Here is a 13,266-nt window from a genome sequence, read left to right as displayed (position 1 = left end):
TTCATTTAGAAAAAAGCGGTAATTTTTTGCAAAAAATCCACAAAATCTTACCGCTTATCGTTTATTACCAGCCTTTTACAATACCGCCCGGGAAGTGTTTAAGCGCTTCTTGGTACACTTCTTCGGTTTGGAATGCTTTGACAAAGTCTTTAATTGCCGGATTATCTTTGTTGTCTTCACGAGAAACGATCAAATTCACATACGGAGAATCTTTTGCTTCCACAATCACACCGTCTTTTTCCGGTGTTAAACCGGCTTGGCCTGCATAGTTATTATTAATGATTGCTAGATCCACATCATCTAATGCACGTGTTAGTAATGCCGTATCCACTTGAGTGATTTTCACTTTTTTCGGATTTTCAACAATGTCGATTTCGGTTGCATAAAGATTTGTCGGATCTTTTAATTTGATCACACCATTTGCTTGTAACAAGAGTAATGAACGGCCCGCTGTACTTAACTCATTTGAAATTGCAATTTTTGCCCCTTCTTTTAAGTCAGCAATCGCTTTAACCGTTTTAGAATAGCCTGCAATTGGAAACACAAAAGTATTTGCTTGCGCGACAAATTTATAGCCTTTCTCTTTCATTTCACGCTCAAAGAACGGTACGGATTGGAACGCATTCACATCTAAATCACCGTGGCTAAGTGCATAATTCGGTTGGGTATATTCACTAAATTCAACCAATTTCACATCTAAGTTATATTTTTCTTTTGCGATACGAGCCGCCACTTCGTTTACTTGCGCTTCAGGGCCTTGCATTACGCCAACCGTTAATGTTCTGACTTCTACTTTTGCCGTATCTGCCGCTTTCTCTTCTTTACAACCAGTTAATGCTAAAGCTGAAACAACGACTAAACCGAATAATTTTTTGATATTCATAGAGTAAACCTCTCAATCTAGATAAAAAATAAGCGGTAAAATTCTCTCATTTTTTTGCAAAATTTCGATAAAATCTCACCGCTTGTTTGAGTAACAATTGGAATCAATAAATGATTACCAACCTTTTACTACACCATCTTTAAAGTGTTTTTGCGCTTCGCCGAACACTTCTTCAGTTTGGAATGCATTCACAAAGTTTTTCACCGCTTCACTGTCTTTGTTGTCTTTACGTGCCACAATGATATTTACATACGGAGAATCTTTATCTTCTACAAAAATACCGTCATTCGCACTTAAACCAACTTGACCTGCATAAGTATTGTTTACTACCGCTAAATCCACATCATCTAACGCTTTTGCCGCCACCGAAGTATCTACTTCTTTGATGTTTAATTTTTTCGGATTTTCAACAATATCTAATGTGGTTGAGAATAAGTTTGTGTTGTCTTTTAACTTGATTAAGCCTTGTTTCTCTAAAAGAATTAATGCACGAGCAAGGTTTGAAGGGTCATTAGGCACTGCGACAACCGCACCATCCGCTAACTCAGCTACGTTTTTAATTTTTTTAGAATAACCCGCAAGTGGGAATACAAAGGTATTGCCTACGATTTCAAGGTTAGTTAAGCCTTTTGATTGGCTGTCTTTATCTAAATACGGCTTGTGCTGGAAAACATTCGCATCTAAATCACCTTTGCTTACCGCCGTATTTGGTAACGCATAGTCATTGAATAATACGAATTCCACTTCTAAACCGTATTTTTGTTTAGCCACTTGTGCCGCTTTTTCCGCCACAGTATGTTCCGGGCCAGACATCACGCCGACTTTAATTTTTGAAGTGGCTTGTGCCGCTGCTGCATCCGCTTTTTTCTCTTCGTTACAGCCGGTTAATGCTAAAGCAGACACTAACGCCACGCCTAATACTTTCTTGAAATTCATAGGAAAACTCCTTTTTAATGTTGTGTTTAACGATGATCGTAACGTTTTGCAAGGTTATCGCCGATTTTTTGACTGACCATTACAATCGCTACAATAATAATTGTTGAGATCCATTTTACATAGACCATGTTACGGTGTTCACCGTAACTGATGGCAAGGTTACCCAAACCACCACCGCCAACTGCACCCGCCATTGCTGAGTAGCCAATTAAAGCCACTAAGGTTAACGTGATACCGTTGATTAAAATCGGAAGTGATTCCGGTAAATAGAATTTACGAACCACCTGCCAATTGGTTGCTCCCATTGATTTAGCCGCTTCGGTTAAACCTGCTGGAATTTCTAATAACGCATTTGAAGTTAAACGCGCAAAAAACGGAATTGCCGAAACGCTTAACGGCACAATCGCTGCCGTTGTACCTAGCGTTGTCCCTACCAATAAACGGGTAAAAGGTAACAACACCACTAACAAAATAATAAACGGAACAGAACGACCGATATTGATAACAACATCTAATACCTGATGTAAACGTGGGTTCTCTAAAATCTCACCTTTGCCGGTTAAGAATGCTAAGAAACCGATTGGTAAACCGACTACCACAGCAAGTAAAGTCGCTGCAAAGCCCATATAGAGCGTTTCAAGCGTTGAAGTACCGACTAAGCCCCACATTTGAGGTGTGAGTTCTTGCATAAAACTATCCCACATAACCTAACACCTCCACTTTTACATTATTATCAATTAAATAGAATTTGGCTTCTGCAATCGAATCATTATTACCGGTAACTTCCGCAATCACAAAACCGAATTTGACACCGCCCGCATAATCAATTTGCGACATTAAAATACTGAAATCAATGCCGAATTTTTTCGATGCAATAGAAAGTAACGGCGCATCCACCGAACGACCGGTAAATTCAAATTTAATAATCGGTTTCCCGTTTGGCGTTTGATGATCAGAAAGCTGCTCGGTATATTCCGCCGGTAATTCGTAATGGAATGTCGATTGAATAAATTTCTGTGCCAATTCCGTTTTCGGATTAGAGAAAATTTCACTGACCGAACCGGTTTCAATTAATTGACCTTTATCGATCACCGCCACTCGATCACAAATACGTTTCACCACTTCCATTTCATGGGTAATCAATAAAATAGTTAAGCCTAAACGCTTATTAATGTCTTTTAATAATTGTAAAATCGATTGTGTTGTCGCCGGATCTAACGCACTTGTCGCTTCATCACACAATAAAACGTGCGGATCACTTGCTAACGCACGGGCGATTGCCACACGTTGCTTCTGACCGCCGGATAAATTGCTCGGATAAACGTCTTTACGTTCGGTTAAGCCGACCAATTCAATCAATTCATTTACTTTCTTCTCAATCTGATCTTTCGGCGTATTGCTTAAAGTTAACGGTAATGCAATATTTTCATATACCGTATGTGAAGCCAACAAATTAAAATGCTGGAAAATCATCGCAATATTACGGCGAGCTAAAATTAGCTCTTTTTCCGACATTGCGGTCAAATCCTGTCCATCCACAATCACACTACCGATCGTTGGACGTTCAAGTAAATTCACACAGCGAATAAGCGTACTTTTGCCCGCACCACTCGCCCCGATTACGCCGTAAATCGTCCCCTTCGGCACCTCAAGGTTTACATTGTCTAAGGCGGTAATCTTTTTACCCTTTACCTCAAACTGTTTGCTGATATTTTTCAGCTGAATCATAACAATATATCCATACTATAAATCAATTAAACTAGTTGGCTATTTTAGACGTCTAGATTGCTATGTCAATTCACTAAACCAGTTTTTTTATATTAAAAAAGAATAAAAAAGCAATTAATCATTCTAAGAACGAAAAAAGCGGTTGAATTTGCAAAATTTTTTACAAATTCAACCGCTTGTTGTTTTATCGCTTAATGCTTACGCCTTACGCCATGTTGTGCCGTTTGGTGTGTCTTCCAGCACGATATTCATTGCTTTCAGTTTATCGCGTACTTCATCGGCTACCGCCCAATTTTTCGCTGCTTTTGCTTCGTTACGCTGTTTAATTAACGCTTCAATTTCCGCAACTTCATCATTGTTCGCATCGCCTTGTAAAAACGCTTCCGGATCTTGATAAAGTAAACCTAATACAGCAGCTAATTCTTTTAAACGCACCGCTAACCCGTTAGCTTTCGCCATATCTTCGGTTTTGAGTTTATTCACTTCACGTGCGATTTCAAATAACACCGCTAATGCGCCCGGTGTATTGAAATCATCGTCCATTGCCGCTTTAAACGCTTCGACGTATTGTTCGCCGCCAGCAATCTCAACCGATAAATCACAACCACGTAATGAAGTATATAAACGCTCTAACGCCGAACGAGCTAAATCTAAATTATCTAAACTGTAATTTAATAAGCTACGATAGTGCGCGGTTAAGAAGAAATAACGTAAAGTTTCCGATTCATATTTTTCTAACATGGTGCGAATCGTGAAGAAATTGCCGAGCGATTTTGACATTTTCTCATCATCAATCGTTAGCATACCGGTGTGTAGCCAGTAATTGACATAATCGCCGCCGTGTGCGCAACAAGATTGTGCGATTTCGTTTTCGTGGTGTGGGAACATTAAGTCCGAGCCACCGCCGTGAATATCAAAATGTTCGCCTAATTCTTTGCTGTTCATTGCCGAACATTCAATATGCCAACCCGGGCGACCGTTACCCCACGGGCTTTGCCAGCTCGGTTCGCCTTCTTTCGACATTTTCCATAATACGAAGTCCATCGGATTTTTCTTAACCGATTTAATTTCAACACGTGCGCCGGCTTGTAATTGTTCTAAATTTTGGCGAGATAACGCACCGTATTTTTTGAAACTTTCCACATCAAACATTACATCGCCGTCTGCTGCTACGTAAGCGTGGCCGTTTGCGATCAGTTTTTCCACCATCGCCACAATTTCAGGGATATGTTTGGTTGCACGAGGCTCAACATCCGGGCGAAGAATATTCAGATCATCAAAATCTTTATGCATTTCGGCAATCATACGATCGACTAATTGATCGCAAGTTTCGTTATTTTCTAACGCACGTTTGATGATTTTATCGTCTACATCGGTAATATTACGCACATAACGCAAGTTATAGCCTAAATAACGTAAATAACGTGCAATCACGTCAAATGAAACAAAAGTACGTCCGTGCCCAAAGTGACAGAGATCGTAAACCGTAACACCGCAGACATACATACCAACTTGGTTCGGGTTAATTGGTTTAAATTCTTCTTTTTCACGTTTTAAAGTGTTATAAATTTTGAGCATAGTATCCTCTGTACTGATTTGTTATCGCAATGTTGAGAAGTATAGCGAATAAGCGGTCTAATTTTGAGATTTTTTTGCAATTTCCCGTAAACTTTTTAATAATAACGCACCAAACTTCCCTTTCTCTTTTATAAGGAAATCTAAATGATTACATTACATACGAATTTCGGTGACATTAAAATCGAACTTAACTTTGAAAAAGCACCAGTAACCGCAAAAAACTTTGAAGATTACTGCAAAGAAGGCTTTTATAACGGTACGATTTTCCACCGTGTTATCGATGGTTTTATGATTCAAGGCGGCGGTATGACTTCAGGCTTAATTGAAAAAGCAACCAAAGCGCCGATTCAAAACGAAGCGAACAATCGTTTAAGCAACAAACGCGGCACACTTGCCATGGCACGTACTTCTGATCCACATTCAGCAAGCTCACAGTTCTTTATCAACGTAGCGGACAATACTTTCTTAGATTACCGTTCAAAAGAAATGTTTGGTCGTGAAGTGGTGCAAGAATGGGGCTATGCGGTATTCGGTGAAGTGGTTGAAGGTATGGACGTGGTTGATAAAATCAAAGGCGTGAAAACCGGCAACAAAGGCTTCCACCAAGATGTACCGGTTGAAGATGTAGTAATTGAATCAGTAACCGTTGCATAATCGCAAAATAAGTTAGAAATTTGACCGCTTGCACTCAACACAAGCGGTCAAATTTTTTTATAATTCTGCAAAATGGAATCATCTTTCATAAAAGTAACAAAACTATGCAAATTTATCTCGTTGGCGGTGCAGTCCGTGATCAACTATTAAACTTACCGGTGAAAGATCGGGATTATCTGGTGGTTGGTGCAACGCCCGAACAACTGCTAGCACAGGGCTATCAGCAAGTCGGCAATGACTTCCCCGTTTTTTTACATCCAAAAACCAAAGAAGAATATGCGCTAGCCCGCCAAGAACGTAAAAACGGGGTCGGTTATAGCGGTTTTCTCTGCGACTTTTCGCCCGATGTCACGCTCGAACAAGATTTAATTCGCCGTGATCTAACTGTTAATGCGATTGCCCAAGATGCAAGCGGTCAAATTTTTGACCCATACGGCGGTAAACAAGATTTAGCAAATCGTCTGCTTCGTCATATTTCACCGGCATTTAGTGAAGATCCGCTGCGGGTTTTAAGAGTGGCTCGCTTTGCCGCCCGTTTCCATTCGCTCGGCTTTAAAATCGCGCCTGAAACGGTAAAATTAATGCAAGAAATGACCGCTTGTGGTGAATTGGCTCACTTAACTGCGGAGCGTGTTTGGTTGGAAACTCAAAAAGCATTTGCAACGGATAATCCGCAAATCTATTTTGAAGTATTACGAGAAATCGGTGCGTTAGCCGTATTATTTCCGGAATTCGATCGCTTATTCGGCGTACCTCAACCCGAGCAACATCACCCTGAAATTGATAGTGGAGTTCATACCTTACTGGTAATGGAACAAGCCAAACGACTTGCAAAAAATGCAGAAAATCCGACCGCTTTACTTTGGGCTGCACTTTGCCACGATTTAGGCAAAGGTTTAACCGAAAAAGAGATTCTCCCGCATCATTACGGACATGAAGTAAAAGGTATCAAACCGGCTCGAGAACTTTCAAATCGCCTAAAAGTGCCAACAGACGTAAAAGATTTCGCCATTTTGGTCACTGAATACCACACGCACTGCCATAAAATGGCGGAACTGCGTCCGGAAACCGTATTAAAAGTATTTAATGCACTTGATGTATGGCGTAAACCGCAACGTTTCTGTGATTTTTTACTCGCTTGTGAAGCGGACGCTCGTGGCAGATTGGGTTTTGAAAATAGGGAATATCCACAAGCTGAACTTGCTAAACGTTATTTCGAAGTGGCGAATCAAGTCGATGTACAACAAGTGATTGCGGATGGTTTTGAAAAACAAGCGATTAGAGACGAACTGAATAAACGCCGGGCAAATGCGATCGCAACGCTAAAGAAAAAATAGATTAAACTTTATATTTCTCTTCTTAACCCATATAAACCATAAAAATTTAATGGATTTTATTATTTCCACTATTTTTTTATGGCTTATTCGTTTTATAATGCACCCTTTTAATTATTCTTATCAGGTAAAAGGGGAAAATAATGAAGAAAAATGCCATTACATTGGCGCTGTTCACGGTCTTAAGTCTAACAGTTCAAGCAGAAGAGCATATTGAATTAGAGGAAGTGAAGGTTAATGCACAAGGCAAATTGGGAGATTCTATTCTCAATAATGCCGATAATATCAGCGATCAGGTCGTTGATAAGTCACAGTTAAAACATCGGTCGGCAACCTTAGGTAATGCTTTAGCAGGAGAATTGGGGGTACACTCGAATCCATTTGGCGGCGGTGCGAGTAAGCCGATTATTCGAGGACAAGACGGTGTACGCGTTAAAATTCTGCAAAACGGTACGGATGTGATTGATATGTCCTCTCTCTCTCCCGATCATGTGGTTGCTGCCGATACCTTACTCGCTAGCCAAGTGGAAATTGTGCGAGGTGCAAATACGCTTTTATATAGCACAGCTTCACCAGCCGGCGTAGTAAATGTGGTGGACGGGCGAATCCCAACTCAAATGCCTGTGGGTGCGCTCTTACCTAATTTGGAAGGAGAAGCACTAACTCGCTATAACACAGCTAGCAAAGAAGTGGTGAATACTGCCGGTATTACTTTAGGACTTGGCAATCATTTTGCTCTACGTCTTGAGGGATTAAAACGTAATGCAGATAACTACCGTGTGCCAAGATTCCAAGCGGAATCAGAGCAATTACATTATTTACCTGGAAGTGATAATAAATCACAAGTTGGCACTATCGGGCTTTCTTATATTCACGATAAAGGCTATTTAGGGGCTTCTTATAGCCGTAGAAAAGACCGTTATAGTATTCCTGGACACATTCACTGCAATAGTGATAAAGAACATTTCACGCAATGGTATGGTTCCGGTCGTTATTACCTCTCCATTTATCCGCATTTAATGGGTGATGAAGATATTTATGATAACCCGCATACTCATTGTCTGCATAATCACAATGAACCTAGTGAAGACAACCCAACTGGGATATTAGTTAATCACCTGCACGATAGCCCTTATATTTTGATGAATACCAAGCGATATGATGTACGTGGAGAATTATTACAACCGTTTAAATGGTTAGATAAAGCGAAATTGAGTCTGACTTTTGCCGATTATTACCACGATGAACGCGATCCGGGTAATCCGCAAAGTGCAAACAATCCAAAAAGTATTGAGCGTGATCCAACCGTTGATAAAGGAAGTGAAAATGCGATTTTTAAAAATAAAGGATTTAACAGTCGCTTAGAACTTTATCATACACCGACCAAACATTTTAAAGGAATGTTCGGTTTACAATATCAGACACAAAAAGCCAGCGCTGGCGAAGTATTGCTACCAAGTTATTTTGAATCACCTGAAGCCTATAGCAAAGCATTACATAATAACGTGAACAGTTATCGCCCTTATTTACTTGTACCGCATACCAATAAAAGCATCAGTTTATTTGGCTTGGAACAATTTAATTTAGGTAAATTTAGTTTAGATACTGCAGTTCGTTATGAAAAACAAAGAACACCGGTACATTATGACCAAAAACTGCTGGAGCATGCACTGAATAATTTCCAAAAAGATCCGTCAAGACCTCAGGAATATTCACCGATTAAACCTGATTTAACCCCATACAAGCAAAATGCACTTTCTTATGCGGCAACCACGTCTTGGGATTTTACGCCCGAAAATCGTTTATCGTTTAGCTATTCGCATAACGAACGTATTCCGTCGCCGATGGAGTTGTATTATCAAGGAAGGCATCTTGCAACCAGCTCTTTTGAGCATGGCAATAAAGATTTAACCAAAGAAAAATCAGATAACTATGAATTAGCATTCAGACATGCCGGCGATAAAGTTTTCTATAAAACCAGCGGCTATTACAGTGATTTCGACAACTATATTTTCAATGAAAACGTAGAAAAAGAAGGTAATCTTTACTTACGCCGCTATAACCAAACTACCGCCAAATTCTACGGATTAGAAGCAGAAGTTACTTATCAATTCCATCCGGATCACAGTATCACCTTATTCGGTGATATTGTACGTGGACGTATTGGAAAATTATCGCCGGTTATCGGTAAAAATTTCTATGATAAAGATCCTATCTTAGATGAGGAAAATATCAACGCCGATTGTTTGCTTGGCGGTGGAGATTTAAGCCAATGCGTAGGTTTTACTAATAAAGATGAATTAGTTGCGCCACCAATTGTTTCTTTAGATCCAAGCTGTTCGAAAGATGATATTAAAGAAGCGCCGGAATACTGTGTATTGACGTATCCGGGTAAAATCGGCACGGACAAACTTGAACGTCCTGCGACTAACGCACCACGTGTTCCACCCGTTCGCTTAGGTTTCCGTTGGCAAGGGTATTTCGATCAGAACTGGTCTGCAAATTTAGAATATATTCATGTATTCACACAAAAACGTGTTTCAACTTCAACCATTGCGATTAAACCAAGATTGCATACACCGAAAGGATGTACTAGAGATGATAGTGACTGCGAAATTAAAAACTACGTGAATAATAATTTACCGATGGTCGCTCGTAAAGTAACGGAAAATAAAACGCAAGGCTATAACTTGCTGAATTTAGGGATTGATTACAATCGCATTATCAAAAATGTCGATTACACCTTCTCGTTACGAGCAAATAACGTATTGAATGAACAAATCTATATTCATAACTCATTCTTACCTTACGTGCCGCAAATCGGACGTAACTTTACCTTTGCCGTCAATGTGAAATTCTAGTGATTGAATTTTAGATATAAAAAAGGCAGTGCAATGACTTCGCTCTGCCTTTTCCATTTCTTTTTTGATTTCTTATTTGAATACTTATTCGTATTCTTCTAACCAAATGGTTAAAATCGCTTCTAAAATATGTTCGTTTGATGCTTCCGGATCATCATCAAAATCTTCCATTTCACAGATCCATTTGTGCATATCAGTAAAACGAACTGTCGTCGGATCTAAATCCGGATTCATATCATAAAGATTTTCCGCAATCATGCGTGTATCAGACCATTTCATTAGTGTGCCGCCTCATTTGCGTGATTTAAGTTATATTTCGGAATCTCTACCACTAAGTCTTCCTCACCCACTACACATTGGCAACTTAAACGGCTATCCATTTCCAGCCCCCATGCTTTATCTAGCATATCTTCTTCTTGATCGGTCGTTTCATTTAATGAATCAAACCCTTCACGAATCACCACATGGCAAGTCGTACACGCACAAGAACCGTCACAAGCATGGTGAATTTCTACACCTGCATTGTGCGCTAACTCTAATAAATTGTCGCCGGTTTGCGCTTCAATCACCATACCTTCCGGACAGAACTCTTCATGCGGAAGAAAAACAACTTTTGGCATAATATCCTCTTTTATTTGACTCTTCCCCTCTTTTTCAAAGAAGGGAGCTAATTAAATAATTTCATCAACGGCTTTACCCGCTAATGCTTTTTGGATTGATAAATTCATTCGCTTCGCAGCAAATGTTTGTGTTGCGAGATCTAAATCTTTTACCCCTTGGGCAATTGCTTGTCGATCCGTACCTTGTTTTAATTGAATCAGTTTTGCGATTTCCGCTTCAATTAACTTAAACTCTTCAACGCTTAATACTTCCGCACCGTCTTGTTGCAATGCCGAAATTACCGTATCAATCGTTCTATCTGCTTCAACACGCTGTTCAGCAAGTTGACGAGCTTCCATATCTTCTTTGGCATTGGTCATCGAAGATTTAATCATTTGCGTGACTTCTTCATCGGTTAAACCGTAAGACGGCTTAATTTGAATCGAAGCCTGTACTTTGGTCGATTTTTCCATTGCCGTAACACTGAGCAAACCATCCGCATCCACTTGATAAGTAACACGAATTGTTGCCGCACCGGCAACCATCGGCGGAATGCCTCGTAACGTAAAGCGACCAAGTGAACGACAATCTTCGACTAACTCACGTTCGCCTTGTAACACGTGTACGCTCATTGCGGTTTGACCGTCTTTCGCCGTAGTAAATTCTTGCGCACGTGCAACCGGAATCGTCGTGTTACGCGGAATAATTTTCTCAACTAAACCACCCATCGTTTCGATACCAAGTGAAAGCGGTACCACATCTAACAGCAGCATTTCGCTATCCGGTTTATTACCCACTAGGATATCCGCCTGAATCGCTGCACCTAATGCCACAACTTTATCCGGATCAATTGAGGTTAACGGATTTTTCTCGAAAAATTCGCCGACTTGCTCACGCACAAACGGCACACGGGTTGAACCGCCAACCATTACCACTTCACGAACTTCTTCGGCCTCCACACCGGCATCTTTTAACGCACGGCGGCAAGTCATCAATGAACGTTTAACTAATGGCTGAATTAACTCGTTAAATTGCACACGGCTTACCGTACCTTGCCAATTTGCAAATTTCACTTCAGTTTCGACCGCTTGTGAAAGCACCACTTTAGTTTGGGTGGCTAGCGTTAATAATTCACGTTGTTCATTGGCATTTTGCGGTTTGTAATTTGCCTGTTCCGCAATCCAATCGGCTAGCAAATGGTCGAAATCATCGCCGCCAAGCGCGGTATCACCACCGGTCGCCAACACTTCAAACACACCACGACTTAAACGCAAAATCGAAATATCGAAAGTACCGCCGCCTAAATCATATACTGCGATAACGCCTTCTTGTCCGCTATCTAACCCGTAAGCAATCGCTGCTGCGGTCGGTTCATTTAATAAACGTAATACATTTAAACCGGCAAGACGCGCCGCATCTTTGGTGCTTTGACGTTGTGCGTCATCAAAATACGCCGGTACAGTGATAACTACACCGGATAATTCTCCGCCTAAACGTTGTTCGGCAAAGCGATTTAAATGGCTTAAAATATCCGCTGATACCTCAACCGGACTTTTATTACCTTGTTTAGTCTGAATTAATGGTAAGCCATTATCACTGGCAATAAATTGGTAAGGTAAATCCGGATAACGTGTTTGTACGTCTGCTAATGAGCGACCGATTAAACGTTTCGCCGAAATGACCGTATTCTGCGGGTCAATGCTTGCTTGTGCAAATGCTTCAACCCCAACTGTTTTTTGTTGTTCGCTGTAGTGAACGACTGATGGAACTAACGCACGTTCCTGATCATCTAACAACACCTGCGTTTGCCCGCTACGTACACTTGCCACCAATGAATTGGTTGTGCCAAGGTCAATACCGATTGCTAAACGATGCTGATGTGGTGCAGCTGTCTGCCCCGGCTCAGCAATTTGAAGTAATGCCATTATTTTTTATCTCTCTTTTAATATTGCACTTTCACCTTTGTGAACGAAGTGCTGAATTTCGGTCAGAATGTGGTATCTCTTAACGCTTCTCCCCTTGTGGGAGAGAGTGATACAATTATGCTACGGAGTATCCCATATTTTCCGGTGCAAATACGCCTTGGTAATGGCGTTCGATCGGTACGGCGATTTTACTTTCTAATTCTAATACTTGATGACCTTGTAAATTCGCAATATCCGCTTGCCAGTTTTCCCAACGTAAGTCTTTATAAAAATCGGCTAAATCACCGGCTAATACCCAGCCGAGAAATTCCGAATAACCTAAATTTAACGGTTCCCATTTTTTGGTTTTCGGATTGTGATAGTAAACTTGCCCGAGTTTGTCACCTAAGCCGCCGGCATTAATCGCAAAATAACCGCCGATAGCATCATCCGCCACTAATAAATGGCTCGGTTGTTCGCCTGACTGTTTAAACGTTTTACCGAAATTCCAGTCGAATAAGCCTCTCGGTAGCTTTTCATTGCCGGAACCTAAAATGCGCAACCAGCCGTGATCAATAAAAATGCCACCGGTTTCATACACGATTGCACCCATTGGCGAACGCGTTGAAAGCTGCATTCCAACCAGTGCCGCACCGGCATCTTCCGGATAGCTCGCTAAAATTTCATAATGATTTTTTGCTTGCGTAAACCAATCTCTTAAAATGAGCCACGCTGATTGCTTATCTAATAATTCTTCTAATGCTTTCATTGCAAAATTTCCTTAAAAT

At 40.7% G+C, this 13,266-nt stretch carries 12 protein-coding genes; 3 read left to right on the top strand and 9 right to left on the bottom strand.

Going from position 1 to position 13,266, the window contains the following annotated elements:
• Positions 1-64: 64 nt before the first annotated feature.
• The 5 genes from EL121_RS09745 to cysS all read right to left on the bottom strand — a co-directional run bounded on the left by EL121_RS09745 (position 65) and on the right by cysS (position 5,125).
• Positions 65-883, bottom strand: coding sequence for a MetQ/NlpA family ABC transporter substrate-binding protein (locus EL121_RS09745; RefSeq protein WP_039196403.1), 819 nt, complete (start codon positions 881-883; stop codon positions 65-67).
• Positions 884-997: 114 nt separating this feature from the next.
• Positions 998-1,819 (bottom strand): MetQ/NlpA family lipoprotein, encoded by an 822-nt coding sequence (locus EL121_RS09740; protein WP_039196402.1) that lies wholly within the window; start codon positions 1,817-1,819, stop codon positions 998-1,000.
• A gap of 26 nt (positions 1,820-1,845) precedes the next feature.
• Positions 1,846-2,523: a methionine ABC transporter permease gene (locus EL121_RS09735; RefSeq protein WP_011848491.1), complete on the bottom strand. Its 678-nt coding sequence runs from the start codon at positions 2,521-2,523 to the stop codon at positions 1,846-1,848.
• Positions 2,513-3,547: a methionine ABC transporter ATP-binding protein MetN gene (metN, locus tag EL121_RS09730; protein ID WP_039196401.1), complete on the bottom strand. Its 1,035-nt coding sequence runs from the start codon at positions 3,545-3,547 to the stop codon at positions 2,513-2,515. The genes EL121_RS09735 and metN overlap by 11 nt, the downstream gene beginning before the upstream one ends.
• A 198-nt stretch (positions 3,548-3,745) precedes the next feature.
• Complete coding sequence (cysS, locus tag EL121_RS09725; RefSeq protein WP_039196400.1) at positions 3,746-5,125, bottom strand: cysteine--tRNA ligase; 1,380 nt, start codon at positions 5,123-5,125, stop codon at positions 3,746-3,748.
• 144 nt (positions 5,126-5,269) lie between these two features.
• On the opposite strand from cysS, the gene EL121_RS09720 reads away from it, so the two are divergent.
• From EL121_RS09720 to EL121_RS09710, 3 genes are all read left to right on the top strand, one after another.
• Positions 5,270-5,779, top strand: a complete 510-nt coding sequence (locus EL121_RS09720; RefSeq protein ID WP_005612256.1) for a peptidylprolyl isomerase — start codon at positions 5,270-5,272, stop codon at positions 5,777-5,779.
• Positions 5,780-5,883: 104 nt separating this feature from the next.
• Positions 5,884-7,116 carry a multifunctional CCA addition/repair protein gene (locus EL121_RS09715; protein WP_039196399.1) on the top strand — a complete coding sequence of 411 codons (1,233 nt, stop codon included), beginning with the start codon at positions 5,884-5,886 and terminating at the stop codon, positions 7,114-7,116.
• Between the two features lie 140 nt (positions 7,117-7,256).
• Positions 7,257-9,974: a TonB-dependent receptor gene (locus tag EL121_RS09710; RefSeq protein WP_039196398.1), complete on the top strand. Its 2,718-nt coding sequence runs from the start codon at positions 7,257-7,259 to the stop codon at positions 9,972-9,974.
• A gap of 84 nt (positions 9,975-10,058) precedes the next feature.
• Here the strand turns inward: EL121_RS09710 and iscX are convergent, their stop codons facing one another.
• From iscX to EL121_RS09690, 4 genes are all read right to left on the bottom strand, one after another.
• Positions 10,059-10,253, bottom strand: coding sequence for a Fe-S cluster assembly protein IscX (gene iscX, locus EL121_RS09705; RefSeq protein ID WP_018651770.1), 195 nt, complete (start codon positions 10,251-10,253; stop codon positions 10,059-10,061).
• Positions 10,253-10,594, bottom strand: a complete 342-nt coding sequence (gene fdx, locus EL121_RS09700; RefSeq protein ID WP_005623313.1) for an ISC system 2Fe-2S type ferredoxin — start codon at positions 10,592-10,594, stop codon at positions 10,253-10,255. The genes iscX and fdx overlap by 1 nt, the downstream gene beginning before the upstream one ends.
• 51 nt (positions 10,595-10,645) lie before the next feature.
• The gene (gene hscA, locus EL121_RS09695) at positions 10,646-12,499 is read right to left on the bottom strand and encodes a Fe-S protein assembly chaperone HscA (RefSeq protein ID WP_039196397.1); all 1,854 of its coding nucleotides are present in this window, start codon (positions 12,497-12,499) and stop codon (positions 10,646-10,648) included.
• Between the two features lie 115 nt (positions 12,500-12,614).
• Positions 12,615-13,247, bottom strand: coding sequence for a DUF2625 family protein (locus tag EL121_RS09690; protein WP_039196396.1), 633 nt, complete (start codon positions 13,245-13,247; stop codon positions 12,615-12,617).
• Positions 13,248-13,266 lie beyond the last annotated feature (19 nt).

Origin of the sequence: Actinobacillus equuli (assembly GCF_900636745.1) — a bacterium.
GTDB lineage: Bacteria > Pseudomonadota > Gammaproteobacteria > Enterobacterales > Pasteurellaceae > Actinobacillus > Actinobacillus equuli.
Note: the sequence above shows the minus strand (reverse complement) of the source record. Positions and strands in the feature narration are given on the sequence as shown.

What these genes read in the sequence shown, in the direction of transcription:
- EL121_RS09745 (WP_039196403.1), bottom strand. Translation starts at nt 883, where the DNA reads ATGAATATCAAAAAATTATTCGGTTTAGTCGTTGTTTCAGCTTTAGCA.
- EL121_RS09740 (WP_039196402.1), bottom strand. Translation starts at nt 1,819, where the DNA reads ATGAATTTCAAGAAAGTATTAGGCGTGGCGTTAGTGTCTGCTTTAGCA.
- EL121_RS09735 (WP_011848491.1), bottom strand. Translation starts at nt 2,523, where the DNA reads ATGTGGGATAGTTTTATGCAAGAACTCACACCTCAAATGTGGGGCTTA.
- metN (WP_039196401.1), bottom strand. Translation starts at nt 3,547, where the DNA reads ATGATTCAGCTGAAAAATATCAGCAAACAGTTTGAGGTAAAGGGTAAA.
- cysS (WP_039196400.1), bottom strand. Translation starts at nt 5,125, where the DNA reads ATGCTCAAAATTTATAACACTTTAAAACGTGAAAAAGAAGAATTTAAA.
- EL121_RS09720 (WP_005612256.1), top strand. Translation starts at nt 5,270, where the DNA reads ATGATTACATTACATACGAATTTCGGTGACATTAAAATCGAACTTAAC.
- EL121_RS09715 (WP_039196399.1), top strand. Translation starts at nt 5,884, where the DNA reads ATGCAAATTTATCTCGTTGGCGGTGCAGTCCGTGATCAACTATTAAAC.
- EL121_RS09710 (WP_039196398.1), top strand. Translation starts at nt 7,257, where the DNA reads ATGAAGAAAAATGCCATTACATTGGCGCTGTTCACGGTCTTAAGTCTA.
- iscX (WP_018651770.1), bottom strand. Translation starts at nt 10,253, where the DNA reads ATGAAATGGTCTGATACACGCATGATTGCGGAAAATCTTTATGATATG.
- fdx (WP_005623313.1), bottom strand. Translation starts at nt 10,594, where the DNA reads ATGCCAAAAGTTGTTTTTCTTCCGCATGAAGAGTTCTGTCCGGAAGGT.
- hscA (WP_039196397.1), bottom strand. Translation starts at nt 12,499, where the DNA reads ATGGCATTACTTCAAATTGCTGAGCCGGGGCAGACAGCTGCACCACAT.
- EL121_RS09690 (WP_039196396.1), bottom strand. Translation starts at nt 13,247, where the DNA reads ATGAAAGCATTAGAAGAATTATTAGATAAGCAATCAGCGTGGCTCATT.